Here is an 18391-nt window from a genome sequence, read left to right on the forward strand (position 1 = left end):
ATGCGATCAGATTGCGCCGCCGCCTGTTGTTTCTCCCTATTTTTGTTGTTTAGCCTGAATCTGATATGAGTCATTCGTCGCTACGCCGCCAACTCGTCATTCCGATTACCTTACTGGTGATCGGTGTTTCGGCAGCGATCGGCTGGATATCCATGAAAGCCGGAACAGATGCGGTGCATACGCTGACGCAACGCATGCAGGTCGATATGGTCAACCGTATCAATCTCTCTACCGAGAGGCATCTTGAAGGTGCGCTGATTGCGCTTGAATCCGTAGCGCCCAGTGCTGACCGCATGCCGAAAGAGCATGATTTTTCCACTGACATGCGTATCCTCGAAGATAAATTCTGGGCTGCCAGCGGTTTATTCATGGATGTGAATAATTACGTCTATTTTGGCGGAAAAGACGGGCGTTTTGTCGGTGTTTACCGTATCTCCAAGCGGGACGTACAACTGTTCTGGCGTGAACCCGATGGCAAACGTCGTGATGTGTATCATGTGACTGGTATCGGTGACCGTTCTGAACTGATACGTAGCGATGATTTTGACCCCCGCAAGCGCCCCTGGTATCAGACGGCAATGCGTTCTGATAAACCGGTGTGGTCGAAGATTTACAACAATTTTTCGTTTAACTTCCCGACCATTACGCTGGCGAAGGCTGTATTTCAGAAAAATCACGAGTTTGCCGGCGTGTTGGCGACGGATGTGACCTTGATTGAGTTATCGAATTTTTTACGCAAACTCGACATCAGCAAAAATAGCGTGGCTTACATCGTTGATGCGGACGGCTATATCGTCGCCACATCGGGCGAGGAAATTCCGCAACGTACCGTCAACGGCGTACCTGAGCGTATACGTGCAGTCGATATGAAAACGGCTTTAATCAGCGGCACATTTTCGAATATCGGTAAGTCAAAAACGACAGAGCCGGAAGTCGTGTCGATGGAACTCAGCAGCGGCACAGTGGATGTCGCGATTTCTCCCCTCGGTGGCAGGCAAGGTTTGAACTGGCAGACGATCGTGGTGGTACCGCGTGCCGACTTCATGCGTGAGATCAATCAGGGGTTCATGCAAAGTATGGTGATCGCTATTGCATGTATTATTTTTGCCCTGACGATAGCGCTGACGATTGTTGAGAGGGTGGTCCGCGATATCCGGAAGCTTACTTCAGCAGCAGAAAAATTCGGTAACGGCGAGCCTATGCCCAAGCTGCACATCCATCGTCAGGATGAGATAGGCTTACTGACGCAAACCTTTGTTGAAATGGAGAAGAAGCTGCGTTTTGACAAACTGACGCAAGTCGCTAATCGCGAGTCCTTGTTCGCAAAAATCACTTACCTGCAAAAAAATTCGAAAGAAAATCCGGACCAGGAAAACGGCTTTACTTTACTGTTTGTTGATCTCGATCGTTTTAAACAGGTGAACGACAGCTATGGTCACGATGCCGGTGATCAGGTGCTGATGATTACTGCCGCACGTCTCTTATCCGCGATCCGTGATACTGATGATGTTGCCCGTTACGGTGGCGATGAATTTGTGCTGCTGCTGAGAGACACCAAAAATTCTATTGACATTCATAATATGGTGGAGAAGATTTCATCTCTGGTCGAACAACCCATCGCGTTGGATAATGCAGTGGTTGACATTGGTGCGTCGATAGGCTGGGCTTCCTTCCCCGAAGATGGCGACGATTATGTACAACTGATCAAGATTGCCGACAGCCGTATGTACAATTCCAAGCGCGACCGCAAGTCAGGGCAACTGATTCATATTGTCTGATAATCTTGCCGGGTCAGCAGCCATGGCTGCAATTCACTTGCTAGCATCGGTCTGCTGATGTAGTAACCTTGTCCCTGATCGCATCCCAGTTCTTTTAATAAGTTCATTACTTCCGTATTTTCTATACCTTCGGCGACAACCCTCAACCCCATGTTGTGTCCCAGATCGATAGTCGATTTGACTATTTTCGTGTCGTCAATATCCTGTTCCATTTTTAATACGAATGATTTATCAATCTTCAGTTCATTCACTGGCAGCCGTTTCAGATAAGCCAGAGATGAATAACCGGTTCCGAAATCATCGATCGATAACTCCATTCCCATTGCATGTAATTTATCCAGCGTCAGATGGGCGCGTACAGGGTCATCCATGATGGCGCTTTCCGTAATTTCCAGACAAAAATCGGCGGCCTGTACCTGATGCAGCGCCAGAATTTTTGCAAATTTCTCCGGTAGTTCCTGATCCATCAGATCCCGCGTCGAAATATTGACTGATATTTTCAGACGAATTCCGGCATTTTTCCATTCACGGCAAGCTTGGGCTGAAGCGTTCATCATCCAGTGTGTCAGCTGACGGATGAAGCCTGTCTGCTCAGCAAAGGGAATGAACTGATCCGGGTAGATAAAATTGCGCTCCGGATGTAACCATCGGACTAAAGCTTCGACCGCAACGACCTCACCAGTCATCAGCGAGACTTTGGGTTGTACGTAGAGACGGAAATCGTTGCGTTCAAGCGCGGTGCGCATTTCGCTCAGCAGCGATAAACTTTGCTGGCTGGATTTGTCGATGTCCGGCGAGTAAATCACCGCACCATTCTTCGCCTGCTTGGCTGCATACATGGCGACCTCAACCCGGCTTAACAGCGTGGCGGCATCGGCGGCATGCGCTGGGTAGCCTGCAATGCCTATGCTGGCACCGATATCGACGGTCTGATCTTCTATCGATATCGGATGTTCCAGTGCATGCAGTATCTTTTCTGCGATCTGCAGTGCGGCGTCTTCTTTAGTTTCTGGCATCAGCACAGCAAATTCATCGCCGCCGAGACGGGCAGGTTGAATATTGCCTGCACCTAGTTCCACTTTCAGACGATTGGCGACTTCTTGCAGCAAAATATCGCCGAAGCTGTGCCCCATGACGTCATTGACGTGTTTGAATCTGTCCAGATCCATCATCAGCACATAGCATGTGCTGGCACGGCTTCTAGCTTGCGTGATCGCCTCGTCCAGCATATCTCTGAATAAGGCGCGGTTCGGCAAGGCAGTCAGCGTATCCCAGTAAGCGAGACGGCTGATTTCCTGTTCACGTGAAGCGATGGCGTCACGCATATGTGAAAAGCTATTTGCCAGATCACCGATTTCATCTTTTCTTTCGACCTTGATCGGCGTCAGATAATCACCAGCGCCAAGGCGACGGGCGGTATCGGCCAGCTGTCGGACGGGTTCGATGACACGCCGTGCAGTGACTGCGCTGATGACGCTGGCAACAATACATCCGAGCACGGTCAGTATCAGCAGATTTCTCTGTAATTTTTTATAGGGAGCAACAGCTTGGTCAATCGACAATTGAAGCACTGCGACGGCTCTGTTATTGCCGTTGCTGGCCAGTGGCAATACATTTGTACGGTAACGATTGTCACCGATTTCCATATCGCGCATGAGGCCGGGGCCAGCCTCGTTTTTTGACAAAGTACTTACCAGTTGCAAGGCGTCTTGCTGCTCCAGCGTGGAGACATTCATTTTCCACGGCGAACGGTTTTGCGAGGTGAGCAAGCTGATTTGCATCGTCGATAATTCACGCATATCGCTTACCAGCGTCTGATCCAGTGGAATCGCCATGACAACCCAACTGATAGTGACAGGAGCCTGTACCGGAACCATCACCATCTGATAGGGCTTACCGTCAACGATATCAATATTACCGGCGCTGCCTTTTTCAGTGGCGGTCTTGATCATGGAGGAAACCGATTGCTGCAAACCATGCGCCAGTGTGTCGCTACTGGCTGCTGTGATTTTTCCATCCAGATCAACCAGCATGGTCAAATCTGCGCCTAAGCGCTGACCATGATTCAATAAGGTGGAGACGATGGTTTCTGTGTCATGCGTACCGATGGCTTCACGAAACGCATAATCTTTCGACAGTAGCGTCGCACCTTGTATCAGTTTTTGTGCATTCTGATCAAGTAAGCGTGAAAAAACTTTTGTGCTGATCTTCAGTTCAGATTCAATGGCGCTACGTGCATTGGTATCAATGGCGTTTCCAATCGCAAAATAGGCGACCAGTTGCAAGGTCAGAAGCAAGCTGATGAATAAGACGACAACCCGGCTTTCCAAACTGTGAAAACGCATGTTCTATTTTCCTTTTACTTCGTTTTCGACCATTTTCTTCAACTGCACAGGCAGCGGCTTTGTTGAATTCAATTCTGTTTTTCGTTTAGCTGGCTTTGACATTCAGACGTATGGTCAGTGGTGTATTTTCTGTTCCGGTCTGTAAACTTTGTTCTTTAATTTCTGTTCCGGGAGCCTGCAGATAATGCCAGACCTTGAGTGTGTATTTTCCCGTCGGAAGATTGCTTAGTCTGGCCGTACCTTTTGCATCTGTCTTGGCAAAATACGGCGTGTTCACCACATGAATATAGGCCACCATCTGATCGTGAATATTGCAGCCGACGACCACCGTACCTGGCTTATCGAACAACACAGGTGCCGATGGCTTTCCCGAATACAGCTTCAATTCAAACTGCTTTGGTGCTGAAAATGAATAGGCGTGATGTTTTACCTTGTCGTTGTTCGGAAACGCAACCGAAGTACCGGTTTGTATTACTGACACCAGCGGAATAAATTTTTTATCTTTTTGTTCGATTTCAGCGCTGCCGGGTTTGCTCGTATTGGTAAGGCCGGGCGCTTCTGCATATACAACGGCATTTTCCAAAGGATTGCCGGTACTGTCGACAACATGAATGATGTGATCGGCAGCGCTCACCTGACCGGCAAGCAATATGCTGACAAGAGCGACAGGAAAAATAGATAAGCCCATACAGACTTCCTCGCACAGTTGGTGGCGACACAAGCAGCAGTCGCCGAGGGAGACTTAGCTTAACATTTTTCGACAGGGAGTATGAAAAGCAGCATGGCAGACGGTGTTAGTTATCGTTTCAAACCGATGCCTGTTGTGGATACTGTGCTGTGAGAGCATGAGCTTATAAGGAGTGTGCACTCCTTTATTTGCTGGTCTGACGTGCCGTGGTCAGTAACACCACGCTGCCGAGTATCACTACCATGGCCAGCATTGCTTTGGCTGACAGATGTTCACCGCCAAACAAGACACCGAGAGTGACCGCAATCACAGGATTCACATAAGCGTAGCTGGCGGCAAGCCCGGCGGATACTTTCGACAGTAAATACATATACGCAGTGAATGCCAGTAAAGAACCTGCGATCACCAGATAAGCCCAGGCAGCGAGTGAGTCAACAGTGACTGGCCCTGTCATGGTTTCTCCTTTTAACAGGCTGACGATGACCAGAAACAAGCCACCGATCAGCATTTCACTCGCAAAGCCCATGCCGCCCGCCGCCATTTTCAGTTTTTTCTGCGACAGAACGGAGCCGACATCCCAGCATAAGATCGCACCAAGCAGAAACAGCACACCGACTGGCTTTGCCGCGAAATCACCGTCGGATGCGAGTAACATCGCACCGATGAAACCAGCAAGTATGCCTATCCATTCGCGTCGCTTCGGCCAGTCGCCGAACAGTCCTGACAAGCCGGATAAAATCATGGGAGAGCAGGCAATGAAAACCGCCGTCAGTCCCGAGGAAACATACTGTTGTGCGCAAGCGGTCAGCCCCGTACCGCCACCCAACATTAAGATGCCGACGATGCCGCCGTCGCGCCATTCACGGATTGTAGGATTTGCTGCTCCCCGCCATTTTTGCCAGGCAAATAAAATTCCCCCCGCAGCCAGAAAGCGCGTGCCTATCATCATAAAAGGCGGGAATGCCTGCAAAGCGACTTGTATCGCGAAATAGGTAGAGCCCCAGACAATATAAACAGTCAGCAGGGCGGCAAGAACAGAACGGGGAAGATGGCGCATACAAGGAAAAAGCGAAGACGAAACCTCAGAATGCTGAATAGTGTATGAGACTCAGTAGCGTTTTTGAATGGATAGTTAAAGGTAAATCAGATATATTTCTTTGAAATTAATTCAAAAACGATGATTTCACCATGAAGATAGAATTAGATGTGATGGACGCCCGCATCCTGGATATTTTGCAGACCGATGCGCGTGTGACGCTGGCTGAGATTGGTCGTCGCATCCATCTGAGCCAGCCAGCGGTCGCTGAGCGGATCAAACGCATGGAAGCAGCGAAGGTGATCACGGGTTACCACGCCCATGTCAATCCCGAAGCCCTCGGTTATGGCATCACCGCCTTTGTGCGGATAGCGAGCCGTACCAGCGACATGCCTGTCGTCAAAATTGCCGAGCAAGTACCGGAAGTGATCGAACGCCACGCCATTACCGGTGAGGATTGCGTCATCGTCAAAGTTGTCGCTTCTTCAGTCCGCGAGCTGGAGCGTGTGATTGCGAGCCTGGCACGCTGCGGCGTGACATCGACTTCGCTGATTTTGTCTTCGTCAATAGAGCGGCGTGCGATCAGGCCGGTGGAGTAAGTATGGAACTGCGTCAGTTACGTTATTTCATCGCGATTGTGGATCATGGTTCTTTGTCACGTGCGGCGAAAGTGCTGCATATCGTACAGCCGGCACTGACGCAACAGTTGCAACATCTTGAAGAGGAGCTGGGTGCGACTTTGCTGCACCGGTCAGCGCAGGGCATGCAGGCAACTGATGCTGGCAAGCTGTTTTATGAACATGCACAAGCCATACTGAAACAGGTCAGCGATGCCAGATCGGCCGTCAGGCAATCCACCGATAAGCCAAGCGGTACTGTGGCACTCGGTATACCGCAAAGCGTTTCCGGCGCGCTCGCTTTCCCGCTCCTCAAAGCGGTGCGCGCTGCGTTTCCGGATATCGTGTTTCAACTCACAGAAGAGCTCACCGGTAATCTGACTGAGCAGTTGAAATCAGGCCGCCTGAATCTGGCGATACTATTTGACGACGGGCAACTGCAGAATCATTTCTCATGCATACCGCTGGTTGAAGAAGAGATGATGTACATCACCCGCGCTCATTCGCAGTTTGCCTGCAAACGTAAGAGCATCAGTCTGAAAAAAGCCTTGCAGACGTCGTTGATTCTGCCAAGTGTGCAGCACGGCGTGCGGCCTGGAATAGAAAAAGTGGCACGTGAACACGGGCTGGAAATCAGCAATGTGATCGACATTACGTCGATTACGATTCTGAAATCAGCACTCTTGGCGGATATGGGGGCAACCATCTTGCCTGCCGCACCGATGCTGGCAGAAATCGAGCGCGGTGAATTGCTGACCTGGCCCATCAGCGACGTGCAATTGTCGCGAACCGTGACGCTCTGTTCCTCTAAAAATATCCCGCTGACAAATGCGGCGATGGCCATAGAAAAATTAGTGACAGAACTCAGTCAGGGACTGGTCGTAAGCGGGAAATGGCCGGGAGCAAAAGTATCAAATCGTTGAAAAATCAAAGGGCGCCATATTTTTTAATACCATCCCGATACTATCAAGTAGCTACTTGTTGAGAAAAGTTAAATTTAAATACACATTTTTAGTTTATTAATTAATAATGTTGTTTTTAAAAAAATAATACTTTTATGTTAAAACATCTCACGATTAGCTTCATTGCGGCGTTCGTCCTCATGAATTCAGCAAGAGCAGAGGAAAAACTAATTCCTGTTGACGCTTTTGTTGAACAAGAAAAATTTAATATTCCCCATTTATCACCTGATGGAAAACATATCGCAGTCAGCGTCCGCATAAAACGTGAAAAACGCAATATGCTGACGATGGTTGTCTATAGATTGCCTGAACTCAAAATTGTCGCAACGCATATCCTGCCCGGATTTGAAGTCCCTGTTAATTTTTTTTGGGTCAACAACCAAAGATTAGCAATCAAAAAAGGGTTAGAAGTTGGTTACCGTGAACCTCCTGTTTCAACCGGAGAGATTATCGCTACAAATATAGATGGTACTCAGGTTGAATATTTATACGGCTATCAGAATTTTAAACAGTCGAAGCGTGGTGAACGTTATGGGGATGATTATGCCTTTGGCGTCATCGCGGATGTTCCGTACTCCCGTAATGGCAATATCATGGTCAGCTCGCACGAGTGGCGCAGAGCCCGCACAAATCTTTACGAGATCAACACCAATACCGCAGTTCGTCGTTTAGTCGCTGACATCAGCATGTCAGACTTGGATTTTACTTTCCAGCATGACGGTAAAGCGAGATTTGCCTCGGGCTATGACGATAACAATAAAATGGTTTTATTTCGTTTCGATGATCAGGCCAAAGAATGGCAACGCACGGACAGCAGCAAACTCGGAAGTCATTTCTCACCTCTTGTCTTCCTTCCCGGCGATGATGAGTTTTACGCCTTACAAAGCAATCTCGGTGAGCCGGACAGCCTGATTATCGAGAATATGAATTCAGGTCAAAGAAAAGTTCTCTTCAAAGATCCTGTCGGTAGCGTAGAGCAGATCGAGTTTAGCGCAAAACCTGAAATACCTTTCGCTATCACGTCATCCGTTGGCATTCCAAAAGCGGTTTATATCATGCCAGATGCGCCGGATGCGAAACTGCATAAAATATTGAGTGAATCGTTTCCTGATTCTTACGTCCACTTTATCAATTTTTCGGATGATGGACAGAAACTTTTATTTAATGTCAGCAGTGATCGCGATCCGGGGTCTTTCTATATTTATGACCGTCAGACGGGGAAAGCAGATTTATTGTTTTTAAATATGTCCGGCCTTGAACCTGATCAAATGGCTTCGCGAAAGCCGATCGATTTCATCACGCGTGATGGTGAAAAAATCATGGGTTACCTGACAGTTCCGAATAATCCCCAAAAGAAAAAATTACCGCTCATTTTGCTACCGCATGGTGGACCAATTGACATTCACGATGGCTGGTATTTTGATAGAGATGCGCAGTTCCTGGCGAGCAGAGGTTATGCTGTATTACAGGTTAATTTCAGGGGCTCTTCCGGCCGTGGCCCTAAATTCAGAGATGCAGGAATGAAAGAGTTTGGCGGAAAAATGATTGATGATTTAGTTGATGGCTTAAAGTGGGCGAATACACTTCCGGAAATTGATTCGCAACGAGTTTGTGTGTACGGAGCAAGCTACGGTGCCTATGCGGCAATGATGGTACCGGTAAAGGCACCATCACTCGTACGTTGTGCTGTCGGGTATTCAGGTCGATACGACCTTGTTTCCCGTTACAGTCAGGACGTTACCAAGGAGAGCAAGAAAGTTGAAAACTGGCTACGTAAATATATGGGTGATGATATGAATAAATTAGCATCTGAATCACCTGTTAATCTGGCAGAAAAAATTAAGGTACCGGTTTTTCTTGCACATGGAACAAAGGACGAAAAAACGGAACTCGGTCAGGCGGAAAATATGCGACGCGCTCTGCAAAATGCCGGAAATGATCCCGAATGGTTATTAATAAAAAATGAGGGACACGGTTTTTACGATAGTGAACATCAAAAAGAGTTCTACATGCGTCTGGAAACATTTTTAAAAAAACACCTCGGTAGTTAAACATAGGCGCGATAACTCTGCAGCCATTCCCTTTCGGGGGAATGGCTTTTTTATTTTAATCTGAAAACTGATGGCTATCATTTTTCATGATACCTGTATTTGAATTCCGTATTTTCGCTATCTTCTGCTGAGAGCTACACTGTGAAAACAGCAGATTTCAAAGGAAGTCGGGAAAGCGCTGCAGCGATAATTTCGAAAGCTTTCTTTGAACTCTTTCCGGATCTGGACAAAAGACGGTACTGCAAATAACTGCGTCATCAATCGTGTTTCTGGTGGCGACGTCTATAGCATTGCCGTGGTGATAGCTGGTCTGGCTATCGAGTTTTGTCCCGGATTCGCATAAAATGGCTGCTATCTCAGCCAACGCAATGAACCTGTACCCGATACCTCGCTACAGGTGACGAACAAATTTGTGTCTTACCGGACGCTTTGCATGTTCTTTGCGATCAAAAATCACAAATTTTGGAGCCACTATGTCAACCGACACCACGATGGAGTCTGCTGGACTCTCGTCCGCGCCTGCCGCGCAACACAGCACAACAACATCCTCTCCCCCCGCTTTGCATGATGTCAGCCTCGATGATAAATATACGTCGAACAGCGGAACGATTTTCCTTTCCGGCATACAGGCTCTAGTCCGTCTGCCGATGATACAGCGCCAGCGCGATCTGGCTGCGGGTCTGAATACGGCCGGTTTTATTTCCGGTTATCGCGGTTCGCCGCTTGGTGGTCTCGATGAGACTTTGTGGAAAACCAAAAAATTATTAGAACAAAATCACGTACAGTTCGTACCGGGTGTGAATGAAGATCTGGCCGCAACTGCGGTCTGGGGCACCCAGACCGTCGATCTGATTGGCCCGGCTAAATACGATGGCGTGTTTTCTATGTGGTATGGCAAAGGCCCGGGCGTGGATCGCTGCGGCGATGTGTTCAAGCACATGAACCATGCCGGTACCGCCAGACATGGCGGTGTGTTGCTGGTGGCCGGTGATGACCATGGCGCCTATTCGTCAACCTTGCCGCATCAGTCCGACCATATTTTTTCTGCCTGCATGATCCCTATGCTGTATCCCTGCAATGTGCAGGAATACCTGGATCTGGGCTTGCATGCCTGGGCGATGTCGCGTTTTTCCGGCTGCGCAGTTGGCTTCAAGGCGCTCGCAGATACGGTGGAATCCACCGCTTCGGTCGATGCTGATCCCTTCCGTTTACAGATCAAGATACCTGAGGATTTTGTGATGCCCGAAGGCGGCCTCAATACGCGTTTATCGCTCGATACACTGGGCATACAGGCGCGTAAGCAGGAAGCGCTGATGCAGGATTACAAAATCTATGCGGCGCTGGCGTATGCGCGTGCCAATAAGCTCAATCACATAACGATAGACAGCCCGCATGCCAGACTGGGTATTGTCGCGTCGGGTAAATCTTATCTGGATGTGCTGGAAGCACTGGAAGAACTGGGTATTGATGAACAGTTCGCCGCCGAGATCGGTATCCGCCTGTATAAAGTAGCGATGCCGTGGCCGCTGGAACCGGATGGCATACGTGAATTTGCACAAGGGCTGGATGAGATTCTGGTCGTCGAAGAAAAACGCCAGATGGTGGAATACCAGCTCAAAGAACAGTTGTATAACTGGCGCGACGATGTTCGTCCCCGCGTGATTGGTAAGTTCGACGAAAAAGGTGAATGGGTACATCCGCGTGGCGAATGGTTGCTGACGTCCAAGGCAGATTTTTCTGTAGCGCAGATTGCACGTGTGATTTCTTCACGGATTGCACGCTTTCACACCAGTGATCTGATCAAGGCACGTCTGGCTTTTCTGGAAGCGAAAGATGTGGTGCTGACTAAGCAGGTGAATACCCCGGCGCGTCCGGCTTACTATTGCTCGGGCTGCCCGCACAACACCTCGACTAAAGTACCGGAAGGCAGTCTGGCGCTGGCCGGTATCGGTTGCCACGTGATGGCGACCGCGATTTATCCTGAACACAACAAGCTCACGACCCACATGGGTGGCGAGGGCGCACCGTGGATAGGTCAGGCGGCGTTTTCCACATTACCGCATGTGTTTCAGAATCTCGGCGACGGCACGTATTTCCATTCCGGCTATCTGGCGATACGCGCGGCGGTGGCTGCTAAAGTGAATATCACTTATAAAATTTTGTATAACGATGCCGTCGCGATGACCGGTGGTCAGCCCGTTGATGGCACCATTACCGTGCCTATGATGGCGCAGCAAATGGCAGCCGAAGGCGTGCAACGTATTGCGCTGGTGACGGAAGATTTGTCGCGTTACAGCGACCGCTCGCAATTGCCGGCCATGGTTACGCTGCACGACCGTAAAGATATGGATGCGGTACAGCGCGAATTACGTGAAATCGCTGGCTGCAGCGTGCTGATTTACGATCAGACCTGCGCCGCTGAAAAACGGCGCCGCCGCAAAAAGGGCGAATTCCCCGACCCGAATCAGCGTCTGTTTATCAACGACGCCGTATGTGAAGGCTGTGGTGATTGCGGCGCGCAATCCAACTGTACCTCGCTGATGCCACTGGAGACAGAATTTGGCCGCAAACGCGTGATCGATCAGTCTTCCTGCAACAAGGATTATTCCTGCGTCAAAGGCTTTTGCCCCAGCTTTGTCACGGTCGAAGGCGGCAAGCTGCGCAAATCAAAAACCGGCACCGCAAAGAATGATGATTTTGGTGCTTTGCCCGAGCCACAACTGCCAGCTTGCAGCAGTGCATACAACATCTTGCTCAATGGTATCGGCGGTACCGGTGTGATTACCGTCGGCGCTTTGCTCGGCATGGCGGCACATCTGGAAGGCAAGGGTGCATCGGTGCTCGATATGACGGGCATGTCGCAGAAAAACGGCTCGGTGACTTCGCATATCCGCATCATCGAACAGGCTGGCAAACTGCGAGCGCAACGCATCGCCACCGGTGAAGCCGATCTGATTCTGGGGTGCGACATTCTGACGGCTGGTGCGCATGATGCGATTTCTAAAATGCGTGCAGGCCGTACCCGTGCCGTGGTGAATACCCATGAACAGCCAACCGGCGCATTTGCCAAAAATGCAGACTGGCAGTTCCCGCTGGAGTCAGTTGAACATCTGATCAGCGAATCAGTTGATGGCAAGGTCGATTTTATCAACGCAACCCGTCTGGCGACCGCGCTGATGGGTGACTCAATTGCGACCAATCTGTTCATGCTGGGCTTCGCCTATCAGAAAGGCGCAATTCCGGTATCAGAAGCTGCGCTGATGCGGGCGATTGAACTCAATGGCGTGGCGGTTGACGCGAATAAAAAAGCTTTCCTGTGGGGCCGTCGCGCTGCGGTCGATTTGGCGAAAGTCGAAAAAATTGCGATTCCGGCGCAGAACGTCGTTGTGAATATGCCGCAAAGTCTGGATAAGCTGATCCAGCGTCGCGTTGATTATCTGACGGCATATCAGAATGCTGCCTATGCCGCTCAATACAGCGATCTGGTCAGCCGGGTCCGCAGCGCAGAAAGTGCTCTGGGTCAGGGGAACCGTCTGAGTACCGCGGTGGCGAAATACTATTTCAAACTGATGGCGTACAAAGACGAGTACGAAGTTGCGCGTCTGTATACCAATGGTGAATTTACCGACAAACTTAAACAACAGTTTGAGGGTGATTTCAGTCTGAAATTCAACCTGGCACCACCTATTTTTTCGAAGAAGGATGGGCAAGGTCATCTTGTCAAAGCGCAATACGGCTCCTGGATCTGGCAGGCATTCAAACTGCTGGCGAAATGCAAAGGCGTGCGCGGCACGGCGTTCGATATTTTTGGCTATACCGCAGAACGTCGCTCTGAGCGCGCCTTGATCACCGACTACCGCGATCTGATCCTGAACCTGATTTCAGGTCTGAATCAGGACAATCTGGAACAGGCAGTGGCGCTGGCAAACTTACCGGAGCATATTCGTGGTTTCGGTCACGTGAAGGAAAAATCAGTGCAAACCTACTATGCTGAAAAAGCCGCATTGCTCAATCAGCAAAAAGCGACGGTCACCGAACTTTCCCGCGTCGCCTGAGGTTGACAAGCGCGCCTCTGCCGTTGTTGGCAATTGGCGCACTTGAAACCGGAAATAGTTACCGGAATGGTGAATATTTTCATACACCTAAGCTGTATCGGCATGCTGCGCCATTTTTGGTCTGCAAGCCGCGCCAGTATTGAGTATCGCGTTTTTCACCTGCTGATATATACTCATTGACGTTTACGTTAACGTCATATAACTTAGCTGCATAATTCATCAGCAAAGGAAATCCGCCGCCCAGAGCGCACACCTTTGCCAAACCTTGTTGAGGAAGACATGACTGACCTGTCCGTAGCCCAGAATCTGACCGAATATAAACCTGCTAACAAAGTCCGTTTCGTCACGGCTGCTTCGCTGTTCGACGGCCATGATGCCTCGATCAATATCATGCGCCGCATCCTGATGGCGAATGGCGCCGAAGTGATTCATCTCGGACATAACCGCTCGGTCGAAGAAATCGTCACCGCCGCCTTGCAGGAAGACGCGCAAGGTATTGCGATTTCCAGCTATCAGGGCGGCCACGTCGAGTATTTCAAATACATGATCGATCTGCTCAGACAGCGTGGCGGCGCGCACATCAAAGTGTTCGGCGGTGGCGGCGGTGTGATCGTGCCGGAAGAAATCGCTGATCTGCATGCGTATGGCGTAAGCCGTATTTTCAGCCCGGAAGACGGGCAACGCATGGGCCTCGTCGGCATGATATTGTCCATGATCCAAGCGTGTGATGTGAATTTATCGGGCTATGCGCCGACCTCACTGGATGTGCTGAAAGAAGGCGACATGACGACCCGGCATCGTCCGCTGGCGCAGCTGATTACAGCACTCGAAAACGGTAGTGTGCAAGCGGAACTACGCGCAGAATTATTGAAAGCCGCAGAGCAAACCACCGTGCCAGCGTTCGGTATTACTGGTACCGGTGGCGCGGGTAAATCCTCGCTGACTGATGAGCTGATCCGCCGTATCCGTCTTGATCAGGATGATCAGCTGAATATCGCACTGATTTCCATCGATCCATCACGCCGCAAATCCGGTGGTGCTTTGCTCGGTGACCGCATCCGTATGAATGCGATTAATCCGTGGAGCGGTCAGTCGCGCGTGTTCATGCGCTCGTTGGCGACGCGCGAAGCCGGTTCGGAAATTTCCCAGGCGTTGCCGGATGTGATTGCGGCCTGCAAAGTGGCGGGCTTCGATCTGGTGATTGTGGAAACCTCGGGTATTGGTCAGGGCGATGCGGCGATCGTGCCGCATGTTGATTTGTCGATGTACGTGATGACGCCAGAATTCGGCGCTGCATCGCAGCTCGAAAAAATCGACATGCTGGACTTTGCCGATTTCGTGGCGATCAACAAATTCGACCGCAAAGGTGCTCAGGATGCCTTGCGTGACGTGGCGAAACAATATCAGCGCAACCGCGAACTATGGAGCAAAAAACCGGAAGACATGCCGGTCTATGGTACGCAGGCATCGCGCTTTAATGATGATGGAGTGACCGCGCTGTATCAGGGCTTGCTGCCAGCGCTGACCGCCCGTGGTCTGAAAACGATCCCGGGAAAACTGGCACCGGTAACCGTGAAATTTTCCAGCGCTAAAAATGTCATCGTGCCACCGGCCCGCAGCCGTTATCTTGCAGAAATCGCCGACACCGTGCGTGGCTATCATAAGCATACTGCCAAGCAAGTGGTGCTGGCGCGCGAACGCCAGCAGTTGCACGAATCGGCGCGTATGCTGCATGAGCATCTGCAGGCGAATGGCCGCGCTCCGGTGCTTGTCCGTCCACAGGCAAAGCAGAGCGGGTCAGCAGAATTACAATCCCGCCTGCGCGAAAACGATATTTTGTTTGAACTGAATCAGCTGGCCAGCGACAAAGATGCTCAGCTTGATGCTGAATCCAAAAAACTGATCAGCATGTGGCCTGATATGCAGCAGGCGTATTCGGGTGATGAGTATGTCGTCAAAATCCGCGATAAAGAAATCCGCACCCGCCTGACTTACAAATCCTTGTCTGGCACGACAATTCGTAAAGTATCCTTGCCACGCTTTGCCGATCACGGTGAAATCTTGCGCTGGCTGATGCTGGAAAATGTGCCAGGCTCTTTCCCTTACACCGCCGGTGTGTTTGCGTTTAAGCGCGAAGGCGAAGACCCGACCCGTATGTTTGCTGGTGAAGGCGATCCTTACCGTACCAACCGCCGCTTTAAACTGGTGTCGCAAGGCATGGATGCCAAGCGTTTGTCGACCGCGTTTGATTCGGTCACGCTGTATGGCGCTGACCCCGCAATCCGTCCTGATATTTACGGCAAAATCGGTAACTCCGGTGTTTCCGTTGCGACGCTGGATGATATGAAAGTGCTGTACGACGGTTTTGATCTGTGCGATCCGGCGACTTCGGTTTCGATGACGATCAATGGCCCAGCACCGACCATTTTGGCCTTCTTCATGAACACCGCGATTGATCAGCAAATGGATAAATTCCGTGCGGATAACAAACGCGAACCAACTGCCGACGAAGCCGCGAAAATCCGTGCATGGGTGCTGATGAATGTGCGCGGCACGGTGCAAGCCGATATTCTGAAAGAAGATCAGGGTCAGAATACCTGCATCTTCTCGACTGAATTTTCGCTCAAGGTGATGGGCGATATTCAAGAGTATTTCGTGCATCATCAGGTGCGTAATTTTTACTCGGTATCGATCTCCGGTTACCACATCGCTGAAGCAGGTGCGAATCCGATTTCGCAGCTTGCATTCACGCTGTCGAACGGATTCACGTTTGTTGAAGCCTACCTCGCACGCGGCATGCACATCGACGATTTCGCCGCGAATCTGTCGTTCTTCTTCAGCAATGGCATGGACCCGGAATACACCGTGCTGGGCCGCGTCGCGCGCCGTATCTGGGCGGTGGCAATGCGCGACAAATATGGTGCGAATGATCGCAGTCAGAAACTGAAATACCATATTCAGACTTCGGGCCGCAGCCTGCATGCGCAGGAAATCGACTTCAACGACATCCGCACCACGCTGCAAGCACTGATCGCGATTTACGATAACTGCAACAGCCTGCATACCAATGCCTACGATGAAGCCATCACCACGCCGACTGACGAATCGGTCCGTCGCGCGCTGGCGATACAACTGATCATCAACCGTGAATGGGGTCTGGCGAAAAACGAAAATCCGATTCAGGGCAGCTTCATCATCGAAGAACTGACTGATCTGGTCGAAGAAGCCGTGTTGCAGGAATTCGAGCGTATCGCCGAACGCGGCGGCGTGCTTGGTGCGATGGAAACCGGCTATCAGCGCGGCAAGATACAGGAAGAGTCCATGCATTATGAACACCTGAAGCATGACGGCACGCTGCCTATCATTGGCGTCAACACCTTCCGCAATCCTAAGGCAAACGATGTGCCGCAAAAGATAGAACTGGCGCGTTCGACCGAAGAGGAAAAACAATCGCAACTCACACGCCTGGCAGATTTCCATCAACGCCATGCAAACGTGGCACCGCAAGCGCTGGCAGCGTTGCAGCAAGCCGCGATCAACAACGAAAACGTGTTTGCCAAACTGATGGACGCAGCACGGGTTTGCTCACTTGGACAGATCACAACTGCCTTGTTTGAAGTGGGCGGCCAGTATCGCCGTAATATGTGAGCCCATTGGCGGACTTTGTACACCTATGAAAATCCCGGACTGGTTCCGGGATTTTTTATGATTAACGTAAGTGTTTTCAGCAAGCACCTCATCGTCAGGGTCGTCAAAAACGCTTCCACTTCACTTGCAGCAAATAAGCTATGTCACCTAACCTCTCGTATATGGACTCACCCCAAAGTACAAGAAATAAATCAATAGTTCCGGCGCGTGGAATAAGCCTGCAGTCGACTATCCGGCATCTGGTGTGGAATCTATAGTGTTTCGTGCCGACATGGAATTTGCTTGACCATTGCGCCACTCGCTACAAGCGGCAGGCGTAAAGCTGCCGGAAGAGTTATCGTCGTTCAATGATCTGGTTGCGTTTCGTTGTGCCATGATGGGTGATTAATCTCTACGCAAAGGCTGGTGAGGAACTGGTATTTCAATTGTCAAGTCGATCAAGCTGGCATTGCATACGAAATTTTCTCTGATTTCTTGTTCATACGTTGAGTTGAAATACAGATTTGGCCAAATCCACTGCCACAGTAGTAGTATCCATATTGGACTCCTGGCGTTGAAATTTGATTCCCGTCCTCCATGTGAACCAGTGCGCTTAAGATCGCGCAAAAAAAGGAGAGGTTCGCCCCATCAGTCAAGCGGACAGTTGTCGGTATCGCCAACTGGCGCTCATGTCGAACGTTAGGCCGTAAATACAACCGGTGTTTCACTATCAAAGGAGAGCAGTGTGATTAATCAAATTTTCTTGACACTCCCAGTAGCAAACTTGCCGAAATCGGTTAGTTTTTTCAAGGCACTCGGATTCGTGCAGAACGAGCAATTTAGCGATGACACTGCCGCTTGCTTCGTCGTGAACAGCACTGTTTCTGTGATGCTCGGAACTCACGAAAAGTTTAAGTGTTTCACGCCGAAGGAAATTTGCGATACGAGTAAGGCTGTTGAAGTCCTAATCTCGCTGGCATGCGATTCGCGTGAAGGCGTAGATCAATTAGTTGCCAAGGCACTTGCGGCCGGAGCAACGACCTATGACGAGCCGGAGGATCTGGGATTTATGTACTCGCATAGCTTCGTCGATCCAGATGGTCACGGCTGGGGAGTCCTGTATCTCAGCCCGCAGTCATAAGGTTGTAGTTATGCTTCGCTGCGAAGACACCTGGATGGATCGTGGTGCTTAACAAGACGGTCGGCTGGGAATCGCCAACGGATTTCTCTGT

General features: G+C 50.3%; 10 protein-coding genes. 7 read left to right on the forward strand and 3 right to left on the reverse strand.

The window, feature by feature from the left end; genetic code table 11:
- Positions 1-65 precede the first annotated feature (65 nt).
- Positions 66-1778 (forward strand): diguanylate cyclase domain-containing protein, encoded by a 1713-nt coding sequence (locus tag ACPAOP_RS06245; RefSeq protein ID WP_423709684.1) that lies wholly within the window; start codon positions 66-68, stop codon positions 1776-1778.
- On the opposite strand, the gene ACPAOP_RS06250 is transcribed toward ACPAOP_RS06245, so the two are convergent.
- From ACPAOP_RS06250 to yedA, 3 genes are all read right to left on the reverse strand, one after another.
- On the reverse strand, positions 1766-4123 hold the full coding sequence (locus tag ACPAOP_RS06250; RefSeq protein WP_423709685.1) for an EAL domain-containing protein: 2358 nt from the start codon (positions 4121-4123) through the stop codon (positions 1766-1768). The two genes, ACPAOP_RS06245 and ACPAOP_RS06250, sit on opposite strands and share 13 nt — an antisense overlap.
- Positions 4124-4208: 85 nt before the next feature.
- A complete protein-coding gene (locus tag ACPAOP_RS06255; protein WP_423680418.1) occupies positions 4209-4811 on the reverse strand; it encodes a methylamine utilization protein in 603 nt (200 codons plus the stop codon).
- Positions 4812-4995: 184 nt separating this feature from the next.
- Entirely contained in the window at positions 4996-5868 is an 873-nt protein-coding gene (gene yedA, locus ACPAOP_RS06260) for a drug/metabolite exporter YedA (protein ID WP_423709686.1), read from the reverse strand.
- A gap of 131 nt (positions 5869-5999) precedes the next feature.
- Between yedA and ACPAOP_RS06265 the strand changes: the two genes are divergently transcribed.
- The 6 genes from ACPAOP_RS06265 (at position 6000) to ACPAOP_RS06290 (ending at position 18300) form a co-directional block, all read left to right on the forward strand.
- Positions 6000-6446 (forward strand): Lrp/AsnC family transcriptional regulator, encoded by a 447-nt coding sequence (locus tag ACPAOP_RS06265; protein ID WP_423709687.1) that lies wholly within the window; start codon positions 6000-6002, stop codon positions 6444-6446.
- 2 nt (positions 6447-6448) lie between these two features.
- Positions 6449-7387, forward strand: a complete 939-nt coding sequence (locus ACPAOP_RS06270) for a LysR substrate-binding domain-containing protein (protein WP_423709688.1) — start codon at positions 6449-6451, stop codon at positions 7385-7387.
- A gap of 134 nt (positions 7388-7521) precedes the next feature.
- Positions 7522-9477 carry a prolyl oligopeptidase family serine peptidase gene (locus ACPAOP_RS06275; protein WP_423709689.1) on the forward strand — a complete coding sequence of 652 codons (1956 nt, stop codon included), beginning with the start codon at positions 7522-7524 and terminating at the stop codon, positions 9475-9477.
- A 473-nt stretch (positions 9478-9950) separates the two neighbouring features.
- Positions 9951-13532, forward strand: coding sequence for an indolepyruvate ferredoxin oxidoreductase family protein (locus tag ACPAOP_RS06280; RefSeq protein ID WP_423709690.1), 3582 nt, complete (start codon positions 9951-9953; stop codon positions 13530-13532).
- A 279-nt stretch (positions 13533-13811) separates the two neighbouring features.
- Positions 13812-17180: a fused isobutyryl-CoA mutase/GTPase IcmF gene (icmF, locus tag ACPAOP_RS06285; protein ID WP_423709691.1), complete on the forward strand. Its 3369-nt coding sequence runs from the start codon at positions 13812-13814 to the stop codon at positions 17178-17180.
- Positions 17181-17904: 724 nt separating this feature from the next.
- Entirely contained in the window at positions 17905-18300 is a 396-nt protein-coding gene (locus ACPAOP_RS06290; RefSeq protein WP_423680432.1) for a VOC family protein, read from the forward strand.
- Positions 18301-18391: the final 91 nt, after the last annotated feature.

Source organism: Undibacterium sp. WLX3042, from assembly GCF_049544825.1.
Taxonomy (GTDB): Bacteria; Pseudomonadota; Gammaproteobacteria; order Burkholderiales; family Burkholderiaceae_D; genus Undibacterium.

What these genes read in the sequence shown, in the direction of transcription:
- ACPAOP_RS06245 (WP_423709684.1), top strand. Translation starts at nt 66, where the DNA reads ATGAGTCATTCGTCGCTACGCCGCCAACTCGTCATTCCGATTACCTTA.
- ACPAOP_RS06250 (WP_423709685.1), bottom strand. Translation starts at nt 4,123, where the DNA reads ATGCGTTTTCACAGTTTGGAAAGCCGGGTTGTCGTCTTATTCATCAGC.
- ACPAOP_RS06255 (WP_423680418.1), bottom strand. Translation starts at nt 4,811, where the DNA reads ATGGGCTTATCTATTTTTCCTGTCGCTCTTGTCAGCATATTGCTTGCC.
- yedA (WP_423709686.1), bottom strand. Translation starts at nt 5,868, where the DNA reads ATGCGCCATCTTCCCCGTTCTGTTCTTGCCGCCCTGCTGACTGTTTAT.
- ACPAOP_RS06265 (WP_423709687.1), top strand. Translation starts at nt 6,000, where the DNA reads ATGAAGATAGAATTAGATGTGATGGACGCCCGCATCCTGGATATTTTG.
- ACPAOP_RS06270 (WP_423709688.1), top strand. Translation starts at nt 6,449, where the DNA reads ATGGAACTGCGTCAGTTACGTTATTTCATCGCGATTGTGGATCATGGT.
- ACPAOP_RS06275 (WP_423709689.1), top strand. Translation starts at nt 7,522, where the DNA reads ATGTTAAAACATCTCACGATTAGCTTCATTGCGGCGTTCGTCCTCATG.
- ACPAOP_RS06280 (WP_423709690.1), top strand. Translation starts at nt 9,951, where the DNA reads ATGTCAACCGACACCACGATGGAGTCTGCTGGACTCTCGTCCGCGCCT.
- icmF (WP_423709691.1), top strand. Translation starts at nt 13,812, where the DNA reads ATGACTGACCTGTCCGTAGCCCAGAATCTGACCGAATATAAACCTGCT.